The following is a 20,705-nucleotide window of genomic DNA, read 5'->3' as shown; positions in this document are numbered from 1 at the left end:
CGGCCGGACCCTCAGTGCCGGCGGAGGGCCGCGCGGAGGCGGGCGTCGGGGTGGGCGTCGGTGCCGTTCATGGCGACGGCGGTGAACAGTTCGCGCTCGTCGTCGTCGGTGAGGCCGTGCTGGCGCGGTGGGCGGACTTCGCGGAGCACCTCCTGGCCGACCGGCGAGGCCCAACCGGTGTACGGGTAGACGTCGACCCGGGCCATCAGCAGGGTCCCGGCGGTGAGCACCAGCGGCAGCGAGAACCAGGCGAGCGGTGCCAGCGCGTCACCGTCCACCAGGACGCCGGTGGCCAGCGCGGCGGCCAGCAGGACCAGGGAGAGCAGCAGCGCCTGCCGGACCTGCCGGATCACCAGGACGGTGCGCCGCTGGACGGCCGCCGGGGTCGCCAGCCCGGCGAGCGAGAGCCGGCTGCCGATCTCCAGCACGGTGGGGTGGGCGCCCATCGCCTCGCGCAGGTCGTCCGTGCGGCACTGGCCCTCGGGGCCGACGGTGGCGAGCACCGCGCGTTCGAGCCGGCTGCGGCCGCGCGGGTCGACGACCGTCGTCCACCCGGTGTGGGCCAGGTGCAGCCGGCCCCGGGACGCCATCAGGACGAGTGCCAGCTCCACCACCCGGTCCGGGCCGCCGGCCAGGTAGGCCGTCTCGTAGAGCCCGATCCCGACCGCCTCGGCCGGCCGTGGGCCCTCCTGCCCGGCCAGGGCGTCGGCGGTCGCGGCCGTCCGGACCAGCCGGATGCAGGAGAGGACCGCGGCGACGCAGGCCGGGAGCAGGAAGAGCAACCACATGGGGTTGTTGTAGACCCGCCGCCGTCGTGGGTGGAACGCATTCCCGGACCGCGATACCGAACTGTGACGTCCGGGGCGGGCGGTGGTCAGGAACCGCAGCCGCCTCCGCCTCCGCCGCAGCTGGAGGAGGAGCTGCAGGAGGACCCGGAGCTCGACCCGCAGCTCGACGAGGAGGACCCGCCGCTCGACGACCCGCAGCCGCTGCTTCCGCCGCAGCCCGAACCGGAGGAACCGGAGTCGGAGGAGGAGCCGCACCAGGTGCCCGCGGTGCCGCAGGACGAGGAGGACGAGCCGGACGAGGAGGACGAGGAGGAGCCGGCGCCGGTGTGGGCGGCGGACCGGGCGGCCTGGTCGGCCGCCGCCGAGGCGAGCATCGCCTCCCGCAGCTGCTCGTCGGCCAGCTCGGCGGTGGTGAGGCCGCCGAGCGCCACGGCACCGAGCAACGTGGCGTCGCGGGCGTGCAAGGGGGCCGGTCGGTCGGAGGGCTTCCACGGCTTGCCGGTGTTCATCAGGGTGAGCTGACGCCGCCCGGCGGGCGTGATCCGGCCCTTGAGCGGCCAGCTGGCCGGCAGCGAGAACAGGCCGAACCCGAGCATGACCAGCGGGGCCCAGAGCGCCGGGCGGTCGTAGCCGGGCTCGTCGGAGTCCAGCAGGTAGGCGGCGACGGCGAAGACCACCACGTCGAGCAGGGCTATCCAGAGCAGCCGGCGGGCGGACCTGGCCCGCCGCAGCCGCACGGGGTCGCGCAGCAGACCGCGGTCGGCGAGCCGGTCGCCGATCTCCTGGACGGCGACGGAGCGCATCACCGTGCGGCGCAGGGCGCCGAGCTCGCCGCTCCGGGACGGGCCGGCCGCCTCGATGACGGCCTGGTCGACGGCGTCGAACGCCAGGGTGCCGGTGAGGGTGACGAGGCCGGCGCGGTTCAGGACGGCGCGGCCGTCCCGGTGCATCCGGACGAAGGCGGTGTCGAAGACCCGGCCGGGGCCGCCGGCGAGGAAGGCGGTGTCCAGCAGCGGCAGGCCGCGGCCGGGCAGGCCCTTGGGGGACGGCACGCGCTTGGCGGCCCGCTTGGCCTGCGCGGCGTACAGCGCGGCGCCGAACAGCAGGAGGGCGGGGACGAGGAAGTAGCTGTTGTGCCACATGGGCGGATTCCCCCCGGGACGTGAGCGTTCTGGTGCCGCTCGTTCTGGTGCGCGGGGCCTGGCGGCCCGGTGCGGGTTTCGGGTGCGCGGGGTCCGGCGCCCGGTGTGTGGTGGGTCGTTCGTGGGGTCCGGCGAACGGTGCGCGGACCCGGTGACGAAGTGCGCGGTCCGGTGCTTGCCTGCTGCGGCCGGGCCGCCGGGTGTCAGGTCCGGCTGCCGGGCCGCAGGGCGCGGCGCAGGCGGGCGAGCGGGCCGGGCGGTCGTTCGGGGGCGGGGCGGAGCCAGCGTTCCAGGGCCCGGCGCCGTTCGGCGTCGAGCGGGGCGGCTGCGGTGCCTTCCGTCGCCGGGTCGCGCTTCGTCGGGTCGTCCGTTGCCGGGTCGTCCGTTGCCCGGCGGGGCGGTTCGGTGAGAGCCCAGGCGGCGAAGGCGCGGGCGTCGGCGCGGTAGCCGCCGGTCTGCGGGTGCCGTCGGGCGTAGGCGAGGAAGAGCGGCCCGTACTGCGGCCCGAGCAGGCGCGGCAGTGCCGGTGCCACCTTGGCGGCGGTGTCACGGCGCTTGGCTGCCAGGGCGGCGGACTGGGCGCGGACCTGGGCCGGATCGAAGCCGGGCGGCACCGGCCCGCCGGCCACCAGGGCGGTGAGCAGGTCGGTCTGCCGGGCGGCCAGCCGCTCCCGGGCCTCGTCGGTGGCGGTCACCGTGGGCCACCGCCGTCCAGCACCCGGCGCACGGCGTCGAGTTCGGCGGCCAGTTCGGCGGGCGGCGGGAAGGCGGCGTCGCGCTCCAGCAGCACGCCGGGCGGGGCGACCCGGGCGCAGAGCTCGGCCAGCACCTCCAGCACCGGCTCGGTGACCGGGTGGGCGTGGGTGTCGTGCCAGACCCCGTCGATCATGGTGCCGCCCGCGACGTGCACGTAGGCGAGGGCCTCCAGCGGCAGGCGGTCCAGCTCGGCGGCCGGGTCGATCCCGAGGTTGACCCGGTTGGTGTGCAGGTTGGCGACGTCGATCAGCAGCCGGACGCCGGTCCGTTCGACCAGCTCGGCGAGGAACTGCCCCTCGGTCAGCTCGTCGTCCGGCCAGGCCAGCTGGGCGGCGATGTTCTCCAGCGCCAGCGGGACCGGGAGCTGGTCCTGGGCGATCCGGACGTTCTCGGCGATGACGTCCAGGGCGTCGCGCGTGCGCGGTACCGGCAGCAGGTGGCCGGCCTCCAGGCCGCCGGCCCGGACGAAGGCCAGGTGCTCGGTGACCAGCGGGGACCCGAGGGCCCCTGCGGTCTCGGCGAGCCTGGCCAGGCGGGCCGGGTCGGGCCGGTCGGCGCCGCCGAGACCGAGCGAGACGCCGTGCGGGATCACGGTCAGGCCGCGGGCGAGGAGGACGGTCAGGGACTCGGGCAGGTGGTCGGCGCAGACGTTCTCGGCGACGACCTCGATCCAGTCCAGGCCGGGCTGCCGCTCCACCACGGTGTCGATCTCGCTGCGCCAGCCGAGGCCGATGCCGAGCCGGCCGGCGGCACGGGCCGTGCCGGCCGTGGCGGTGCTGCCGGCCGTGCCGGCGGTGGTCCCCGTCGTCGTCGCGGGCGCTCGCAGTGCGGGAGAGGTCATGGGTGCGCCCCCTTCTGAGGGCTGGTGGGGAGCCGTCGGTCGGCGCGGGCCTCGTCGCCAGGGCCGCCGGGCTGTGCTGCTGAGGATGTCCCCGGACGGTACCGCTGCCAAGCCTCACCCGGACATCTCAGAGCATTATTTGAGCTTGGCGGCACGCGGGTGAGGGACTTTGGTCCCCTTCCCGTGACTTCTTCGCAGGTGGAGCCGGTAGGGCGGGCCTCGGGCCCGGAGAATAATCGGCTGCGTACGAGCCCGCCGCGGGTTAGCGTGACGCACCTATGACAACACTGATAATTCGTGACTTCCGCCCCGACGACGCCGAGGCCGCCGCGGCGGCCCACCGTGCCGGCCGCGACCACCTGGTGATGACGGCCGAGGCCTTCGCCTGGCACGCCGCCCACCAGGCCGAGGGTGCGCACTTCCGCACCTTCGTGGCGGAGCTGGACGGCCGGGTGGTCGGGTCGGTCCGTTGCGCGCTGGTCACCGGCACGACGACCAAGGGCATCGGCTACGCCAACGGCAGCGTGCTGCCCGAGTACCGGCGGCGCGGTGTCTTCACCGGCCTGCTGGCCGCCGCCGAGCGGCACCTGGCCGAGCACGGCGTGGTCGAGGTGCACAGCTGGGTGGACGAGGACGAGGACGCGTTGGCCTTCGCTCGGGCCCGCGGCTTCACCGAGGGCCGGGTGGCCCACTTCGGCGGTCGTGACCTGACGCTGCCGCTGCCGGAGGCCCCGCCGCTGCCGGCCGGTGTCGAGCTGCGCCCGGCGAGCGAGTGGGCGGCCGACCCGTACCCGATCTTCGTGATCGAGGCGGACGCCATCCGGGACGAGCCGGGCGAGATCGAGATGGACGCGGCCGACTTCGAGGAGTTCCTGAACGGCGACTGGATCCACCCGGACCACGACCGCGACCTGACCGTCGTGGCCGTGGTCGACGGTGAGCCGGCCGCGTTCAGTGCGGTGCACACGGACGGCGTGGACCGGTACTGGTCGGCGTTCACCGCCTGCCGCCGGGAGTACCGGGGCCGGGGCCTGAGCAAGCTGGCCAAGCTGGAGTCGCTGCGCCGGGCCCGCGAGGCCGGGTTGCTCCGGGCGTACACCTCCAACGACGCGACCAACGCGCCGATGCTGGCGATCAACGCCTGGCTCGGGTACGAGCAGTGCGCCAGCGAGCGGAAGTTCACCAAGAAGCTGGGCTGAGACGCCGGTCGGCGGCCGGCCCGACGGACGGCCGCCGACGAAGTCGGGCGGCGGTGAGGCCGGGCCGGTCGGCCGGAACCGCGGCGGGCGTGACTGGGTGTCACCCGAACGGGTGAAGTGGGCGCATTTCGCGTGGTCGGCGCCGGGTGGGCTGCAGTGCCGGGAGTTTCTGGTGTTCTACGGGGCATCACCTCAGCGCAGACAGTTCGTGCCCGAGTCGTTCGCGCGAGGGGTGCCATGGAGATCCTCCTGCAGATCCTGGTCGGGTTCTTCCCGGCCGTGATCGGCTTCGTCGCCGCCCGGTCCCTCGCCCGCACCCGCCTCTTCCTGCGCTACGGCTTCCTGCGCGCGCTGCTCGCGCCGTACGGGCGGGTGCAGATCGTCACCCCCAGCATCGAGGTGGCGGAGTTCGCCTACGCCAAGGACGGCTGCCGGCTCACCAGCCGGGGGCCGAAGAACGTGCTCTTCATGCCGATGGCCGAGGCCCGGGCGATCGCCGAACTCACCGACCTGCTGCGGAAGATCAACCGCAAGGCGACCATCGAGCTGGTCACCGCCGGCGCCCAGGACCCGCGGATGCCGACCTTCTCGATAGGTGGGCCGAGCGTCAACGCCTACTCGGCCAGCGTGCTCGCCGGCGACTTCCCGGACTTCCGGCTGGAACACCCCCGGGCGGCCCGGGCCCGCTGGGGCGGCATGGCGTTCGAGGCCCAGTACAACGCCGCCGACGAGCTGGTCCGCGACCACGGCTTCGTCTTCGTCACCCGCACCTCCCGGCACGCCCCCTGCATCGTGCTCTGCGGCGTCTTCGCCTTCGGGTCCGCGATGGCCGTCGAGGCCCTGGGGGCCGCCGGCCGGCAGTCCCCGCTGGCCGCGCTCTTCCGTTCCGGGGAGAAAGGATTCGTCGCCGTCGAGGGCCGGGTCATCGGCCTCGACACCGTCGACGTGACCGTCGAGGTGTGCCGGCCCCTGCCCCTGGTCTGAGACGCCGACGGACCGTCCCCCGGCGGGCCCTGCCCGGCGGGACGGAACGGCCTGGACCGGGCGTGGTGCAAGGGGGGAGGAATCGGGACAGGACAGGATGGTCCGTGACAGGAATTGTCTTGAATTGCAGAGGCCCTGCTCCACTCCTGTCACATCATCGGCATAATCGCGCCCATGACGATCAACCGTGCGAACGTGAGCACGATTGCCGATGACCTGTACGTCTGGCTTCCCCCGAAGCGCGGATGGGGTCTCGCCAACTGCGGGCTGCTGGCTTCGCCGAGGACGGCGCTCTGGATCGACACGCCCTACGACCCCTCGCTCGCCGCGGAGTTCCTCACCGAGAGCCGCAAGCGGCTCGCCGACGGCGTCACCGTCGACCGGGTGATCGTCACACACGCCAACGGCGACCACCTCTGGGGAGCCGGCGTGCTCCCCGGGGCGGAGATCATCGCCACCCGCGAGGCGCTGGAGCACATCCACTACGAGCCGACGCCCAAGCAGCAGCACGCCCTGGTCGCGAGCAGCGACCCTGACTCGCTGCTCGGCGGCTACCTCCGGCGCCACTTCGGCCAGTTCGACTGGTCGCAGACCGAGCCCGTCCGGCCCGACACCGTCTTCCACGGCGAGCTGGAGCTGCGGGTGGGGGAGTACCCCGTGCAGATCACCGGGCTCCCGTCCGCGCACACCGGTGGGGACCTGATCGTCCACCTCCCGCACCAGCGGGCGGTGTTCACCGGTGACGTGATCTTCGGATCGAGCGCCGACCAGCCCGGCGACCACCCCTCGCACTGGGCGGGGCCGCTGGAGAACATCATCGCCGCCTGCGAGCGCATCCTGGCGACCGGTGCCGAGATCTTCGTCCCGGGACACGGACCGGTGCTCGGCCGTGCCGGCGTCCGGGAACACATCGCCTACCTCGGCCACCTGCGCGAGCGCGCGCACGCCCTGCACGCCGCCGGGATCCCCGCGCTGGACGCGGCCCGCCGGATCATCGCCGAGCAGCGCTACCCCGAACTCGGCCTGCCCGAGCGGCTGGTGCTCACCATCGGCGCCGAGTACCGGCACCTGGACGGCACGGAGGTGCCGAACGTCCTGGAGGCGATGAGCCAGGTGGCCCTGGTGGCGCGGGAGTTGGACGAGGACACTGATCGGCGCACGCCCCGGCCACGGAACGGGACGGGCGGCACGACCACCCGGGCCTGAGCCGCCGGACACCCCCCGGGGCGACCCCGCCCCTCCGACCGAGGACCTCCGAGGACGTCGATGACGCAGCTCGTGTTGCCGGCCCTGGCACTGATCGCGGTCGCCGCGCTCGCGGCGACGGCCGTCCTGGCGCGCGCCCGCTCCCGGGCGCTGGTCCGGGCCGCCACCGCGGCGGCCGGGGCGGCCCGGACCGAGGAAGCCGCCCGCGCCGCCGAGAACCGGGCCCTCCTCGGCGAGGAGCGGGCCCGCGAGGCCCGGGCCGAGGCCCGGCGCTCGGCCGACGAGGCCCGGCAGGCGGCGGACCGCGCACTGGCCGCCGAGGACCGGGCGCACGAGGCGGAGCGCGGCACCGCGGAGGCCGTCCGCCGGGCCGTCGAGGCCGAACGCGCGACGGCCGGGGCCGAGCAGGCGGCGACCGTCGCCGGCCGCACGGCGTCGGAGGCCCGGCGCGCCGCCGAGACCGCCGAGGAGCGCGCCGCCGCCGCCGTGCGGCAGGCCGCGGCCCTGCTGGCCGAGATCGGCCACCTCGCCACCGAACGCGTGGCCGCCGCCGCCCTCCGGCTCAGCCACCCCAACGCGCCGGTCGCCGGACCGCTCGACCCGGCCGCCGTCGGCCCGGAGGCCGTCCAGACGCTCCAGGCCGTCCTCGACGCCGCAGCCGCCGCCGTGACCGACGAGCGCGAACGGGTCGACGCCGCCGCCCGCTCCGCGATGCGCGGGGCCACCTCCAAGATCCAGACCCTGCTCTACCAGATCCAGAGCCTGGTCCAGCAGCTCCAGCACGACAACGACGACCCCCGGCTGCTGGAGGTCGACTTCCGCAACGAGGTCGCGCTGCGCCGCATCCAGACCGTCGCCGTGCTCTGCGAGGCCTGGCCCGGTCTGGCCCGCACCGACTCGCCGCTCGCCGAGGTGGTGGTCGGCGCGCTCTCCCGGGTGCCCGGTTACGCCCGGATCAAGGTCGCCAACCACCTGCGGGAGAGCCGGCTGGCGGTGGTCGCCCGGGCCGCCGAGCCGCTGGCCATCGCCGTCGCCGAGCTCCTCGCCAACGCCACCGCGTACTCGCACCCGGAGACGGACGTCCCGGTGACCGTCCAGCAGGGCGGACGGGGCGCGCTGGTGATCGTCGACGACAGCGGCATCGGGATGGAGGAGGACCAGCTGAGCCGGGCCCGCCGGCTGCTGTCAGGTCCCCCCGAGGTCCTGCTCACCGAGCTGGGCAACCCGCCGAAGACCGGCTTCGCCGTGGTCGGCAAGCTGGCCCGCCAGTACGGCTTCTCCTGCCACATCGAGCCCTCCCCGTACGGCGGCATGCGGACCATCGTGCGGGTCCCGGCCGGACTGCTGACCGTCATGGACGAGGGGCAGCAGCTCTCGGTGCTCACCCCGCTGCCGCTGCGGGCCGGGGCCGGGCCCGCCCCGGCGCCCACCGTGCAGGCGGTCCCGACGCCGTACACCCTCCGGTCCGGGGACCGCTCCGGTCCGGCAGGCGGGTCCGGTGCGTCCGGCGCCGATGCGCCGGACGCTTCGGAGCGGCACGCGCCGCCGGCCATCCACGTCGTGCCCGCGGTGCACCTCGTCGCGGACGACGGCAGCGGGCTGCCCAGCCGTCGCCGGCGCCAGCCGCTGGCCGCGAGGACGCAGCCGGCGGCACCGGGCGAGCCCGGGGAGCCGACGGCTGAGGGGGAGCGGCAGCCGGCCGGTCCGCCGGCCCGCACGCCCGAACAGGCCGCCGAGCGCTGGCAGGCCCTCCAGCACGGCACCGGCTCCGGCCGGGCCGCCGTGGCCCTCGCCGCCGTGACGGCCGCCGACGCCCGGGCCGAGGGTGACGGCGGTGACCCGGGCGGCGGTGACGGCGGTACTGCCGCGGCCACCGCCGCCGACGAGCCCGCCGCCACCGGCGACGCCACCACCGACCACCGTCCGTCCCCCGCGGCGACCGGCCCCGCCGGCGCCGACCGGGCGGCCCCGCCCCGCCCCGACGCCGACCACGCCGGCGCCGGACCCGCGGGCGCGTCCGGCCGCTAGATCCCCAGCCCCCGAAGGAGTCGAGCCGTGAGCAGCACGCCCAGCCCCACCGCCGCAGGGACCACCACCGCAGGCACCGCCGCCGGTGCGGCTGCGGCCGGCACTGACGAGATCTCGTGGGTGCTGACCCCGCTGCTGGAGCTGCCGGGCGTCCTGCACGCGGTCGTCGCCACCGGTGACGGCCTCGTCGAGGCCGCGTCGGCGGGCCTCGGCCGCGCCTCCGCCGAGCGGGTCGCCGCGATGACCGCCACCGTGCACGCCGCCGCCCGCGCGTTCACCACCGCCTTCACCGACGTCGAGCAGCCCCGGCTGGCCCAGACCGTGGTCGAGTCCGAACTGGGCTTCGCCGTCGTCGTCCCGGCCGGGGAGAACACCTCGCTCGCCGTCTTCACCACGCCCGAGGCCCAGCTCGGCAACGTGGCCTACCAGATGCAGGTGCAGGTCGCCGCCCTGGGCCGCGCGCTGGCGAGCCCGGCCAGGCGGCAGGACGCGCCCGCCCGGTCATGACCGCCGTCCCCCGCAGGCGGATGGTCCCCGCCTACCTGGCCACCGGCGGCCGGTCCCGGCCCGGCACGGCCGGTTTCGACCGGCTCACCGTCCTGAGTGCCTCCGGCACCGAACCCCCGCCGGAGCTGGCGGAGTTGGGGGCCGAGCACGGTCGGCTCTGGGACCTGCTCCGCCCCGGCGCGCTCACCGTCGTGGAGGCCGCGGCCCATCTGCGGCTCCCGGTCAGCGCCACCGTCTTCCTCGCGGCCGACCTGGTCGAGGCGGGCTGCCTGCGCGCCCGCGCGCCGATCCCCCGCGCCCAGCAGACCGACCGCTCCATCGTCGAGAGGCTCCTCGTTGGACTCCGCACTCTCCGGTAACCCGGCCGCGCCGGGCGGGCCGGACCGGGTGGGCTACCTGCCCGACCGGGACCAGACGCTGATGAAGCTGGTGGTGGCCGGCCCGTTCGGGGTCGGCAAGACGACGCTGATCCGCACGCTCTCGGAGATCCCGACCCTGCACACCGAGGAGGCGATGACCGAGACCGGAGCCCCGGTGGACGACGTGGCCGGCCTGACCGGCAAGTCCACCACCACCGTCGCGGTCGACTTCGGCCGGCTCACCCTGCCCGGCCAGGTGGTGCTGTACATGTTCGGCACCCCGGGCCAGCGCCGGTTCTTCCCGCTCTGGCAGGACATCGCCCGCGGCGCGGTGGGCGCCCTGGTGCTGGCCGACACCCGCCGGCTGGCCGACTCCTTCGAGATCATGGACATGGTCGAGGAGCAGGGCCTGCCGTACGCGGTCGCCGTCAACTGCTTCCCCGACGCGCCCGTCCACCCGCCCGACGTGCTCCGGGCCCACCTGGACCTGCACGCGAGCACCCCGTTGGTGCTCTGTGACGCCCGCGAGCGCGACTCCGGTCTGGACGCCCTGATCGCGCTCACCGAACACGTCCTGCACGGCCTGCCCGCCGGTCCCGACCCCGCCGGTTCCGATCCGGCCGGTTCCGATCCTGACGCGTCCGACCCCGCCGGTCCCGACCCAGCCGTGCCCGATCCCGCCCCGGAGCAGCCGTGACCAGCCCCGACGACGCACCCGCCGGCCCGACCGACGCCGTACCCGGCGACCCGGCCCCCCGGGCGGTCCCCCTCCACGGTCCGGCCTTCGCCGCCGACCCGCAGGCCGTCTACGAGCAGCTGCGCCGCCACGGCCCGGTCGCCCCGGTGGAGATCGCGCCCGGCGTCGAGGCCCTGCTGGTCACCGACTACCAGGCAGCCCTCGACCTGCTGCGCGACTCCGACACCTTCTCCAAGGACTCCCGGGCCTGGCAGCGGACCGTCCCGCCCGACTCCCCGCTGCTGCCGGTGCTCGGCTACCGTCCGACCGCCCTCTTCAGCGACGGCGCGACCCACGCCCGCTACCGCCAGGTGATCACCGACGGCCTGGCCCTGCTGGAACCGCACCTGCTCCAGCGCCGGGTGGCCGAGGTCGCCCACCGGCTGATCGGCACCTTCGAGGCCACCGGTTCGGCCGATCTGATCGCCGACTACGCGCGCCGCCTGCCGGTCCACGCCGTCACCACCTGGTTCGGGGTGCCGGAGGAGCACGCCGACCGTCTGGTGGCCGGGATCGTCGGCATGATCGAGTCGACCGAGAAGGCGGTGGCCGCGTACGGCGACGTCGTCGCGGTGGTCACCGCGATGGTCGCCGAGCGGCGCGAACGGCCCCGGCACGACCTGACCTCGTGGTTCCTCACCCACCCGGCGGGGCTGGACAACGAGGAGGTGGTCCGGCAGATCACGCTGACCATGATCGCCGGCAACGAGCCGACCACCAATCTGATCGGCAACGCCCTGCTCCGCCTCCTCACCGACGCCCGCTACGCCGGTTCGCTGTTCGGCGGCGCGATGACGGCGTTCCAGGCGATCGACGAGGTGCTCTGGCACGAGCCGCCGCTGGCCAACCTCTCCGCGCACTACCCGCGCTACGACGTGACCTTCCACGGCCGGGAGATCGCGGCCGGCTCCCTCGTCCTGGTCTCCTACGCGGCCGCCAACTCCCAGGCCGCCCCGCCCACCGGCGGCGGCGAGCTGGGCAGCGGTGAGTCCGCGCACCTGGCGTGGGCGGCCGGTCCGCACGCCTGCCCGGCCCGGGACCCGGCGCTGCTGATCGCCATCACCGCGATCGAGCAGCTCACCAGCCGCCTCAGCGAGCTGGAGCTCGCCACCCCCGCCGCCGGTCTCCGCTGGCGCCCGGGCCCGTTCCACCGGGCCCTGGTGGAGCTCCCGGTCCGCTTCGCCCCGGTCGCCGGATAGCGCGCGGGCCCGGGAACCGAACCGGTTCCCGGGCCCGCTGTCCGACGGCCGCCGAAACGGCCGCCGGTCCGGCTACTCCGCCGGCTTCAGCGTGAGCGAGACGCTGTTGATGCAGTACCGCTGGTCGGTCGGCGTGCCGTAGCCCTCGCCCTCGAAGACGTGTCCGAGGTGTCCGCCGCAGCGGGCGCAGCGGACCTCGACCCGGCGCATGCCGAGCGTGCTGTCCTCGATGTACTGGACGCGGTCACCGGCGAGCGGCGCGTAGTAGGACGGCCAGCCGCAGTGGCTGTCGAACTTGGTCTCCGAGCTGAACAGCTCGGCGCCGCAGGCCCGGCAGCCGTAGACGCCGACCGTCTTGGTGTCGGTGTACTCGCCGGTGAACGGGCGCTCGGTGCCGGCCTCCCGGAGGACGTGGTACTCCTCCGGCGAGAGCTCGGCGCGCCACTCGGCGTCGGTCTTCTCGATCTCGTAGCTCATGACGGCTCCAGGTCGGGGGACTCAGACGTTGGTGGCAACGTTCGCGAGGTGCTTCAGGATTTCCGGGCCGAGGTTGGTGACGTCGCCCGCACCCATGGTGAGCAGCAGGTCGCCCGGGCGGGCCAGGCCGGCCAGCAGGGCGGGGGCGGCGGCGAAGTCGTGCTCGGCGGTGACCTCGGCGCCCGCGGTCCGGGCCGCGTCGATGATCAGCTCGCTGGTGACGCCCGGGATCGGGTCCTCGCGGGCCGGGTAGATGTCGAGCACGACGGAGGAGTCGGCCAGGGCCAGGGCGGCGCCCATCTCCTCGGCGAGCTGCTGGGTGCGGCTGAACAGGTGCGGCTGGAAGACCACCAGGACGCGGCCGTCGGTGGCCTCCCGGATCGCCTCCAGGTCGGCGGTCATCTCGGTCGGGTGGTGCGCGTAGGAGTCGATCACCTGGACGCCGCCCGCCTCGCCCTTGAGCTGGAGGCGGCGGCGCACGCCGGTGTAGGCGGCGATGGCCTTGGCCAGGTCGGCGGCCGGGACGCCGAGCGCGACGCCGGCGGCCAGCGCGGCGACCGCGTTGTGGGCGTAGTGCCGGCCGGGCACCGAGACGGTGAAGGTGAGCTCGGCGCCGTCGAGCAGGACGGTGACCTCGCTGGTCATGCCGTGCGCGACCACCGACAGGACGCGGAGGTCGGCGTCCTCGGCGGCGCCGACGGTGACCACCCGCAGGCCCTCGCGGCCGGCCACTCGGGCGGTCAGCTCGCGGGCGCCGTCGTGGTCGGCGGAGACGACCAGGGTGCCGCCGGGGGAGATCCGGCCGACGAAGGTCTCGAAGGACTCGTAGATCTCGTCGATCGAGGCGTAGTTGGCGTGGTGGTCCAGCTCCACGTTGAGCACGATCGCCACCTCGGGCGCGTACTTGTGGAAGCTGCGGTCGCTCTCGTCGGCCTCGGCGACGAAGATCTCGCCGTCGCCGTGCCGGGCGTTGGAGCCGGGCGCGTCGAGGTCCCCGCCGATCGCGTAGGACGGGTCGAGGCCCAGCTCACCGAGCGCGACGGCGAGTATGCTGGTGGTGGTGGTCTTGCCGTGGGTGCCGGCGACGGCCAGCGCCCGGCGGCCGCCCATCAGCGCGGCCAGCGCGTCCGAGCGGTGCACCACCGGGATCCCGCGCTCGCGGGCGGCGGCCAGCTCCGGGTTGTCGGCGCGGATCGCGCTGGAGACCACGATGCTGCTGGCACCGTCCGGGACGTGCTCGGCGGCGTGGCCGATGTGCACGCCGGCACCCAGGGCGCGCAGGGCGAGGACGGTCTCGGACTCCTTGGAGTCGCTGCCGGAGACGCTGGCACCGCGCACCGCGAGGATCTTCGCCAGGCCGGACATCCCGGCGCCGCCGATACCGATGAAGTGCGGGGCGTGCAGGTCGTGCGCGGCGTCGTTCAAAACGGGACTCCGTACGGGCTGTGGCCCCTCCTGCCCGACGGCGGGCGCGGAGGGAGAGGCGGGTGTGGTGGAGGGCGGGCGGCAAGGGCGAATCGTCCTCGCGGACCGGACCGCAAGGACGATTCTGCACCACCGGAGGCCCCGGCCCCGGTGCCCGAGAGCGGGCGAGGAGGGCGTCAGGAGTCGCTGGCGAACAGCCGCAGCACCGGAACGCCCACCTTGTGCCGGGCCTGGGAGGCCCAGTCGCGGTGGAAGAACTCCTCCACGAAGTGCGGCGAGGTGAGCACCACCACCTCGTCGGCCCGGTGCTCCTCGACCACGGTGCGGAGCCGGTCGAGGGGCTTCTCCTCGACCAGCTCGCCGACCGCCTCGGCGCCGGCCTGCCGCAGGTGGCGCAGGCTGTGCTCCAGCGACTCGGTGGCCACCGTCGGCTCGCTCTCGGACTCGTCGTGCTCGTGGACCACCTTGTCGAGGTGGCCGAGGGCGACGTCGTCCAGCGCCCGCAGCAGCTCGTCCTGCTTGCCGCGCGGTTGCATCAGGACGACGAAGGACACCGTCTCGTCGCTGTGGAGCGTGGTGACCAGCTCCACGTCGGCGTCGGAGAGTGCCTTTTCGATCATCAGTACCGTCTTGAACACGTGAGTCCCTTCCAGTCGCCGGCCCCCGGGCTCCGGCATCGGATCCCATACTGCCCCGGCGGAAGCTTTCCGCACCTTGCTCACCCGACAGACGGGCCACGCGGAGGGAACGTCCCAAGTGGGAGCGGGATCACTTTCCGGGGGTCACGGGGTCGGCGGACGCAGGTAACGGGTGAAGAGGAATCCTTTCTGCTCGATCAATGAGACCAGTCGCATCCGCTGCACGTCCGGCATTTCCGCATCGTGGATGATCCGCGGCGCGTCGCCGGCCGTGATCAGCGGTGCCAGCGACAGGCACAGCTCGTCGAGCAGGCCGGCGGCGGCCAGCTGTCCCAGCAGCCGCGGTCCGCCCTCGGTCAGCATCCTCGTCCAGCCCCGGCCGGCCAGGGCCGCGACCGCCGCCCGCAGGTCCACCGAGCCCCGGCCCGCGACGATCACGTCCGCCACCTCGGCCGCCGCCGCGCGGCTCTCCCCGGGCGCGTCCTCGGTGGTGATCACCACCGTCCGCACCAGCGGCTCGGTGAACAGCGGCGCCGCCAGGTCCAGGCCCAGCGAGCGGGTGACGACCGCGATCGCCGGCGCCGGGGCCTGCCCGGCCGCCTGCCGCGCCCCGGCGAACTCGGCCCGGGCACGGGCCGGCCGGTACCCCTCGGCACGGACCGTCTCGGCGCCCACCAGCACCACGTCCGACAGCGCCCGCAGCACACCGAAGATCCGCTTGTCCGCCGAACCCGAGAGCCCCTCGGAGAGCCCGTCCAGCCGGGCCCCGCCGTCCAGGCCGGCCACCATGTTGGCGCGCAGCCACGGGCGGCCGTGATTCACCTGGTCGGGGTACGCGTAGACGGCGGCGAGCGACTCCAGCGAGGCCGGATCGGCGAACTGCCCGCCCGACGGGCTGATCAACTGTTGCATGCCGCCAGTCTTCCACCGGCGCGCGCCGGCGGCCGGGGCCCGCCGCGTGTGCGGTCGGGCGTACCCTGTACTACCGTGCCAGCAGCCTCACACCCCGACTCCGTGATCGACGCCGTGATCGACCCCGAGCTGATAGCCACCACCGGCCCCGCCGGACCGGTCGCGCTCACCGACCGGCGCCCCGTCGTCCCCGCCGAGCGGCTGGTCGCCGAGATGGTGCCACCGCCGCGTTTCTCCGACGTGAGCTTCGGGACGTACCTCCCGGACCCGACGCAGCCCAGCCAGTACGAGGCCGTCCAGGTCCTGGAGCAGTTCGCCGGCACGCTCGCCGCCGGGAAGGGCTCCGCCCCGAAGCGCAGCTGGTTCCGCCGCAGTGCCCCCGTGCCCACCGGTCCGGCCGGCGTCTACCTGGACGGCGGCTACGGCGTCGGCAAGACCCACCTGCTCGCCTCGCTCTGGCACGCCGCGCCGGGCCCCAAGGCCTTCGGCACCTTCGTCGAGCTGACCAACCTGGTCGGCGCGCTCGGCTTCCAGCAGGCCGTGACCACCCTCTCCGGCCACACGCTGCTCTGCATCGACGAGTTCGAACTGGACGACCCCGGTGACACCGTGCTGGTCTCCACCCTGCTCGGCCGGCTGGTCGACAACGGCGTCAAGCTCTGCGCCACCTCCAACACCCTGCCCGAGAAGCTCGGCGAGGGCCGGTTCGCCGCCGCCGACTTCCTCCGCGAGATCCAGGGCCTGTCCGCGCACTTCCGCCCGATGCGGATCGACGGCCAGGACTACCGCCACCGCGGCCTGCCGGACGCCCCGCCGCCGTACTCCGACGCCCAGGTGGACGCCGCCGCGGCCCGCACCCCGGGCGCCTCGCTGGACGACTTCGACGCCCTGCTCGGCCACCTCTCGGCCGTCCACCCCAGCCGCTACGGCGCCCTGCTGGACGACGTGACGGCGGTCTGCCTGCGCGGCGTGCGACAGGTCGACGACCAGTCCACCGCGCTGCGCCTGGTCGTCCTCGCCGACCGGATGTACGACCGCGAGCTGCCGGTCACGGCCTCCGGGATCCCCTTCGACCGGGTCTTCCCGGAGGAGATGCTGCGCGGCGGCTACCGCAAGAAGTACCTGCGGGCCGTCTCCCGCCTGGTCGCGCTCGCCCGCGACAGCGCCCGCTAGGGCTCGTCCGACCGACGGGCTCCGGGCCCTGCCCGGGCCTTCCCGGCCTCCCCGGCCTCCCCGCGGGTTTCCCGGCCGGGGCGGCAATGTCGGTGGCGGGTCGTACGGTGGACACGTGCGACCCATCACGAGTATTGAGCGGTCAGAGACGCCCTTCGAGGTCGTCAGTCCCTACCAGCCCAACGGCGACCAGCCCGCGGCCATCGCCGAGCTGGAGCGCCGGGTCCGGGCCGGGGAGAAGGACGTCGTCCTGCTCGGCGCCACCGGTACCGGCAAGTCGGCCACCACGGCCTGGATGATCGAGAAGCTCCAGCGTCCCACCCTGGTGATGGCGCCGAACAAGACCCTGGCCGCCCAGCTCGCGAACGAGTTCCGCGAGCTGCTGCCGAACAACGCGGTCGAGTACTTCGTCTCGTACTACGACTACTACCAGCCCGAGGCGTACGTCCCGCAGACGGACACCTACATCGAGAAGGACTCCTCGATCAACGAGGAGGTCGAGCGGCTGCGCCACTCCGCCACCAACTCGCTGCTCACCCGCCGGGACGTCGTCGTGGTCGCCTCGGTCTCCTGCATCTACGGCCTCGGCACCCCGCAGGAGTACGTGGACCGGATGGTGAGGCTCAAGGTCGGCGAGGAGATCGACCGCGACGTCCTGCTCCGCCGCTTCGTCGACATCCAGTACACCCGCAACGACCTCGCCTTCACCCGCGGCACCTTCCGGGTCCGCGGCGACACCATCGAGATCTTCCCGGTCTACGAGGAGCTCGCCCTCCGGATCGAGATGTTCGGCGACGAGATCGAGGCGCTGTACACCCTGCACCCGCTCACCGGCGAGATCATCAGCCAGGACGACTCCGTCCACGTCTTCCCGGCCTCGCACTACGTCGCCGGCCCGGAGCGGATGGAGCGCGCGGTCGGCGACATCGAGAAGGAGCTGGAGGGGGCCCTCGCGCGGATGGAGAAGCAGGGCAAGCTGCTGGAGGCCCAGCGACTGCGGATGCGCACCACCTACGACCTGGAGATGCTCCGCCAGATCGGCACCTGCTCCGGCGTCGAGAACTACTCGATGCACTTCGACGGCCGTGAGCCCGGCTCCCCGCCGAACACCCTGCTCGACTACTTCCCGGACGACTTCCTCCTGGTCATCGACGAGTCGCACGTCACCGTCCCGCAGATCGGCGCGATGTACGAGGGCGACGCCTCGCGCAAGCGCACGCTGGTCGAGCACGGGTTCCGGCTCCCGTCGGCGATGGACAACCGCCCGCTGAAGTGGGAGGAGTTCCAGAAGAGGATCGGCCAGACCGTCTACCTCTCGGCGACCCCCGGCCAGTACGAGCTGTCCCGCGGTGACGGCCAGGTCGAGCAGATCATCCGCCCGACCGGCCTGATCGACCCCGAGGTGATCGTCAAGCCCACCGAGGGCCAGATCGACGACCTGGTGCACGAGGTCCGCAAGCGGGTGGAGAAGGACGAGCGCGTCCTGGTCACCACCCTCACCAAGAAGATGTCCGAGGACCTCACCGACTACATGCTCGGCCTGGACATCCGGGTCCGGTACCTGCACAGCGACATCGACACGCTGCGCCGGGTCGAGCTGCTGCGCGAGCTGCGGGCCGGCGAGTACGACGTGCTGGTCGGCATCAACCTGCTCCGTGAGGGCCTGGACCTCCCCGAGGTCTCCCTGGTGGCGATCCTGGACGCCGACAAGGAGGGCTTCCTGCGGTCCGGCACCTCGCTGATCCAGACCATCGGCCGCGCCGCCCGCAACGTCTCCGGCCAGGTCCACATGTACGCGGACCGGATCACCCCGGCGATGGAGAAGGCCATCGACGAGACCAACCGCCGCCGCGAGGTCCAGCAGGCGTACAACAGGAAGCACGGGATCGACCCGCAGCCGCTGCGGAAGAAGATCGGCGACATCCTGGACACCCTCACCCGTGAGGAGGTCGACACCGACCAGCTGCTCTCGACCGGCTACCGCGGTACCGGCGCCAAGGGCGCCAAGGCCCCGGTGCCGGCGCTGGGCGCCACCCGCAAGCCGGCCAAGTCCTTGCCGGCGGCCGAGCTGGCCGACCTGATCCAGTCGATGACCGAGCGGATGCACGCCGCCGCGACGGACCTCCAGTTCGAGGTCGCGGCCCGGCTGCGCGACGAGGTGAAGGAACTGAAGAAGGAGCTGCGGCAGATGCGGGAGGCCGGCATCGCGTAGCGGCCCCGCGCAGGCTCCTCGACGCCCCGCCGGGCGTGGCCGGTTCCGTTCCCGGTCGTGCCCGGCGGTGTCTAGCCCCGCCACGAAGGGGTACACGGCGATCGAAGCGTTCTGCCGCAGGGCCTAGGCTGGCCTGCGGTGCCGCCACGCGAGGGGGCGGCCGAAACAGGGGGCCTCAGCCGGGGGACGGCAACGGGGTGTTCCACCGTGGAGCCTGCGCGGGGATCGACCGCGGGGCTGGGCAGAGAGGACACATCGCCGTGTCGGTGACACTTGCCAAGGGGCAGCGGGTCAGCCTCCAGAAGGGTTCGGGCGAGACGCTGACCGTCGTCCGGATGGGCCTCGGTTGGAAGGCGGCGCCCCGGCGCGGTCTCTTCGGCAGCCGGACCAGGCAGATCGACCTGGACGCCTCCGCCCTGCTGTACGCCGAGCGGACCCCGTCGGACGTGGTGTTCTTCCAGCACCTGGAGAGCGCCGACGGCTCGGTCAGGCACACCGGGGACAACCTGGTCGGCGGAGCCGGCGCGGGGGAGGACGACGAGGCGATCCTGGTCGACCTGGCGCACGTGCCGCCGCACATCACCCAGGTGGTGTTCACGGTGAGCTCGTACACCGGGCAGACCTTCGCCGAGGTCCAGAACGCGCACTGCCGGCTGGTGGACGAGTCGACCGGGCTGGAGCTGGCCCGGTACGAGCTGACCGGCGGCGGTCCGCACACCGGGCAGGTCATGGCGAAGGTGTTCCGCGAGGAGGACGGCGGCTGGGGGATGCAGGCGATCGGCGCTCCGGCCCGCGGCCGGACCTTCCAGGACCTGCTTCCGGCCATCGAGCCGTACCTGTAGCGGCGGGCCCCCGAGCGGGCCCCCGAGCGGCCCGGGACCGGCCCGGTCCCGGAGGTCCTTTACCTTCTTTACCTTTCCTTGGGACTGCTGTTACCCTGGTTGGCAGCGGAGGGGAGTATTCCCCCGCAGTTGCCCCGTCATCACGGGCGTCCCCAGCGGCGTCCCGGGGCGCTGGTCCGCGGGCGCGCAGCAGCGCGTCCGACGGGCGGAAGAGACCTCCGGCAGTGACGATGACTGTCTCGCCTACCTGCCGGAGGAGCAGTAGTGGACGTTTCCGTAAGTTTGTGGGTCGGCACGATCGTGGTGCTTCTGGCACTGATCGTGGCCGACTTCTTCATCGGCGGTCGCAAGCCGCACGAGGTGTCGATCAAGGAAGCCGGCATCTGGACCACGGTCTGGGTCGTGCTCGCGGCACTCTTCGGTGGATTCCTCTGGTGGCACTCCGGCGCCCAGCCGGCCGGTGAGTTCTTCGCCGGGTACATCACCGAGAAGTCGCTCAGTGTCGACAACCTGTTCGTGTTCATCCTGATCATGGGCAAGTTCGCGGTGCCCCGGATCTACCAGCAGCGCGTGCTGATGTTCGGTGTGATCATCGCGCTGGTGCTCCGGGCGGTCTTCATCGCCGGTGGCGCGGCCCTGGTCGCGCAGTTCTCCTGGGTGTTCTTCATCTTCGGCGCCTTCCTGATCTGGACGGCGTGGAAGCTGATCAAGGAGGCCCGGTCCGACGAGGAGGACGAGGAGTTCGAGGAGAACCGCCTGCTCAAGTCGATCGAGCGGCGCTTCCCGTCGACCGACAAGTACCACGGCACCAAGCTCTTCATCCGGGAGAACGGCCGCCGGCTGATGACCCCGATGCTGATCGTCATGCTGGCGATCGGCACCACCGACGTCCTGTTCGCGCTGGACTCGATCCCGGCGATCTTCGGTCTGACCCAGGACCCGTACATCGTCTTCACCGCCAACGCCTTCGCCCTGATGGGTCTGCGGCAGCTGTACTTCCTGATCGGCGGCCTGCTGAAGAAGCTGGTCCACCTCTCGTACGGCCTGTCGGTGATCCTCGGCTTCATCGGCGTGAAGCTGGTGCTGCACGCGGCGCACGAGCAGGGCGCGAACGTGCCGGAGATCGGCATCCCGCTCTCGCTGGGCTTCATCGTGGTGGTGCTCGCCGTCACCACCGTGACCAGCCTGATGGCCTCGAAGAAGGCCGAGCGGGCCGAGGCGGAGAAGATCGACGCCTGAGCCCCGCCCCCCCCGGCCCGGCGGGCCCGCGACCGAGCAGTG

Annotated in this window: 18 protein-coding genes and 1 pseudogene; 12 read left to right on the top strand and 7 right to left on the bottom strand. The window is 73.5% G+C overall.

Features of this window, described 5'->3' with window-relative positions:
* Positions 1-11 precede the first annotated feature (11 nt).
* From PUR61_RS06155 to PUR61_RS06145, 3 genes and pseudogenes are all read right to left on the bottom strand, one after another.
* Positions 12-788, bottom strand: a complete 777-nt coding sequence (locus PUR61_RS06155; RefSeq protein WP_329876419.1) for a TIGR04222 domain-containing membrane protein — start codon at positions 786-788, stop codon at positions 12-14.
* Between the two features lie 86 nt (positions 789-874).
* Positions 875-1,930: a TIGR04222 domain-containing membrane protein gene (locus PUR61_RS06150; RefSeq protein ID WP_329876417.1), complete on the bottom strand. Its 1,056-nt coding sequence runs from the start codon at positions 1,928-1,930 to the stop codon at positions 875-877.
* A gap of 203 nt (positions 1,931-2,133) precedes the next feature.
* A pseudogene (locus PUR61_RS06145) lies at positions 2,134-3,419 on the bottom strand (multinuclear nonheme iron-dependent oxidase).
* A gap of 386 nt (positions 3,420-3,805) precedes the next feature.
* On the opposite strand from PUR61_RS06145, the gene PUR61_RS06140 reads away from it, so the two are divergent.
* From PUR61_RS06140 to PUR61_RS06105, 8 genes are all read left to right on the top strand, one after another.
* Entirely contained in the window at positions 3,806-4,726 is a 921-nt protein-coding gene (locus tag PUR61_RS06140; protein WP_329876415.1) for a GNAT family N-acetyltransferase, read from the top strand.
* Between the two features lie 237 nt (positions 4,727-4,963).
* Positions 4,964-5,710, top strand: a complete 747-nt coding sequence (locus PUR61_RS06135; RefSeq protein WP_329876414.1) for a hypothetical protein — start codon at positions 4,964-4,966, stop codon at positions 5,708-5,710.
* A gap of 174 nt (positions 5,711-5,884) precedes the next feature.
* Positions 5,885-6,916 carry an MBL fold metallo-hydrolase gene (locus PUR61_RS06130; protein ID WP_329876412.1) on the top strand — a complete coding sequence of 344 codons (1,032 nt, stop codon included), beginning with the start codon at positions 5,885-5,887 and terminating at the stop codon, positions 6,914-6,916.
* Positions 6,917-6,976: 60 nt separating this feature from the next.
* Positions 6,977-8,944, top strand: a complete 1,968-nt coding sequence (locus tag PUR61_RS06125; protein WP_329876410.1) for an ATP-binding protein — start codon at positions 6,977-6,979, stop codon at positions 8,942-8,944.
* Positions 8,945-9,055: 111 nt separating this feature from the next.
* Positions 9,056-9,451, top strand: coding sequence for a roadblock/LC7 domain-containing protein (locus PUR61_RS06120; RefSeq protein ID WP_329876458.1), 396 nt, complete (start codon positions 9,056-9,058; stop codon positions 9,449-9,451).
* Positions 9,448-9,810, top strand: coding sequence for a DUF742 domain-containing protein (locus PUR61_RS06115; RefSeq protein ID WP_329876408.1), 363 nt, complete (start codon positions 9,448-9,450; stop codon positions 9,808-9,810). Before PUR61_RS06120 ends, PUR61_RS06115 begins: the two co-directional genes overlap by 4 nt.
* A gap of 61 nt (positions 9,811-9,871) precedes the next feature.
* Positions 9,872-10,507: a GTP-binding protein gene (locus tag PUR61_RS06110; RefSeq protein ID WP_329876456.1), complete on the top strand. Its 636-nt coding sequence runs from the start codon at positions 9,872-9,874 to the stop codon at positions 10,505-10,507.
* Positions 10,504-11,745 (top strand): cytochrome P450, encoded by a 1,242-nt coding sequence (locus tag PUR61_RS06105; RefSeq protein WP_329876406.1) that lies wholly within the window; start codon positions 10,504-10,506, stop codon positions 11,743-11,745. Before PUR61_RS06110 ends, PUR61_RS06105 begins: the two co-directional genes overlap by 4 nt.
* 72 nt (positions 11,746-11,817) lie before the next feature.
* On the opposite strand, the gene msrB is transcribed toward PUR61_RS06105, so the two are convergent.
* From msrB to PUR61_RS06085, 4 genes are all read right to left on the bottom strand, one after another.
* On the bottom strand, positions 11,818-12,222 hold the full coding sequence (msrB, locus tag PUR61_RS06100) for a peptide-methionine (R)-S-oxide reductase MsrB (protein WP_329876404.1): 405 nt from the start codon (positions 12,220-12,222) through the stop codon (positions 11,818-11,820).
* A gap of 21 nt (positions 12,223-12,243) precedes the next feature.
* Positions 12,244-13,626: a UDP-N-acetylmuramate--L-alanine ligase gene (murC, locus tag PUR61_RS06095; protein WP_329876454.1), complete on the bottom strand. Its 1,383-nt coding sequence runs from the start codon at positions 13,624-13,626 to the stop codon at positions 12,244-12,246.
* Between the two features lie 197 nt (positions 13,627-13,823).
* On the bottom strand, positions 13,824-14,285 hold the full coding sequence (locus PUR61_RS06090) for an indole-3-glycerol phosphate synthase (RefSeq protein ID WP_329876402.1): 462 nt from the start codon (positions 14,283-14,285) through the stop codon (positions 13,824-13,826).
* A 144-nt stretch (positions 14,286-14,429) separates the two neighbouring features.
* Entirely contained in the window at positions 14,430-15,197 is a 768-nt protein-coding gene (locus PUR61_RS06085) for a pyrimidine reductase family protein (RefSeq protein ID WP_329876400.1), read from the bottom strand.
* A gap of 114 nt (positions 15,198-15,311) precedes the next feature.
* Here PUR61_RS06085 and zapE point away from each other — a divergent pair, with 114 nt between their 5' ends.
* The 4 genes from zapE (at position 15,312) to PUR61_RS06065 (ending at position 20,663) form a co-directional block, all read left to right on the top strand.
* The gene (gene zapE / locus PUR61_RS06080; protein WP_380360198.1) at positions 15,312-16,370 is read left to right on the top strand and encodes a cell division protein ZapE; all 1,059 of its coding nucleotides are present in this window, start codon (positions 15,312-15,314) and stop codon (positions 16,368-16,370) included.
* Between the two features lie 115 nt (positions 16,371-16,485).
* A complete protein-coding gene (gene uvrB, locus PUR61_RS06075) occupies positions 16,486-18,582 on the top strand; it encodes an excinuclease ABC subunit UvrB (RefSeq protein ID WP_329876398.1) in 2,097 nt (698 codons plus the stop codon).
* 260 nt (positions 18,583-18,842) lie between these two features.
* Positions 18,843-19,424 (top strand): TerD family protein, encoded by a 582-nt coding sequence (locus PUR61_RS06070; protein WP_329876396.1) that lies wholly within the window; start codon positions 18,843-18,845, stop codon positions 19,422-19,424.
* Between the two features lie 264 nt (positions 19,425-19,688).
* A complete protein-coding gene (locus PUR61_RS06065) occupies positions 19,689-20,663 on the top strand; it encodes a TerC family protein (RefSeq protein ID WP_329876394.1) in 975 nt (324 codons plus the stop codon).
* The last annotated feature ends 42 nt before the right edge of the window (positions 20,664-20,705 follow it).

Source organism: Streptomyces sp. BE20 (assembly GCF_036322525.1).
Taxonomy (GTDB): domain Bacteria; phylum Actinomycetota; class Actinomycetes; order Streptomycetales; family Streptomycetaceae; genus Kitasatospora.
This window is presented reverse-complemented; position numbering and strand designations above follow the sequence as displayed.

Coding starts and splice junctions, on each gene's coding strand:
- PUR61_RS06155 (WP_329876419.1), bottom strand. CDS start 788: ATGTGGTTGCTCTTCCTGCTCCCGGCCTGCGTCGCCGCGGTCCTCTCC.
- PUR61_RS06150 (WP_329876417.1), bottom strand. CDS start 1,930: ATGTGGCACAACAGCTACTTCCTCGTCCCCGCCCTCCTGCTGTTCGGC.
- PUR61_RS06140 (WP_329876415.1), top strand. CDS start 3,806: ATGACAACACTGATAATTCGTGACTTCCGCCCCGACGACGCCGAGGCC.
- PUR61_RS06135 (WP_329876414.1), top strand. CDS start 4,964: ATGGAGATCCTCCTGCAGATCCTGGTCGGGTTCTTCCCGGCCGTGATC.
- PUR61_RS06130 (WP_329876412.1), top strand. CDS start 5,885: ATGACGATCAACCGTGCGAACGTGAGCACGATTGCCGATGACCTGTAC.
- PUR61_RS06125 (WP_329876410.1), top strand. CDS start 6,977: ATGACGCAGCTCGTGTTGCCGGCCCTGGCACTGATCGCGGTCGCCGCG.
- PUR61_RS06115 (WP_329876408.1), top strand. CDS start 9,448: ATGACCGCCGTCCCCCGCAGGCGGATGGTCCCCGCCTACCTGGCCACC.
- PUR61_RS06110 (WP_329876456.1), top strand. CDS start 9,872: ATGAAGCTGGTGGTGGCCGGCCCGTTCGGGGTCGGCAAGACGACGCTG.
- msrB (WP_329876404.1), bottom strand. CDS start 12,222: ATGAGCTACGAGATCGAGAAGACCGACGCCGAGTGGCGCGCCGAGCTC.
- PUR61_RS06085 (WP_329876400.1), bottom strand. CDS start 15,197: ATGCAACAGTTGATCAGCCCGTCGGGCGGGCAGTTCGCCGATCCGGCC.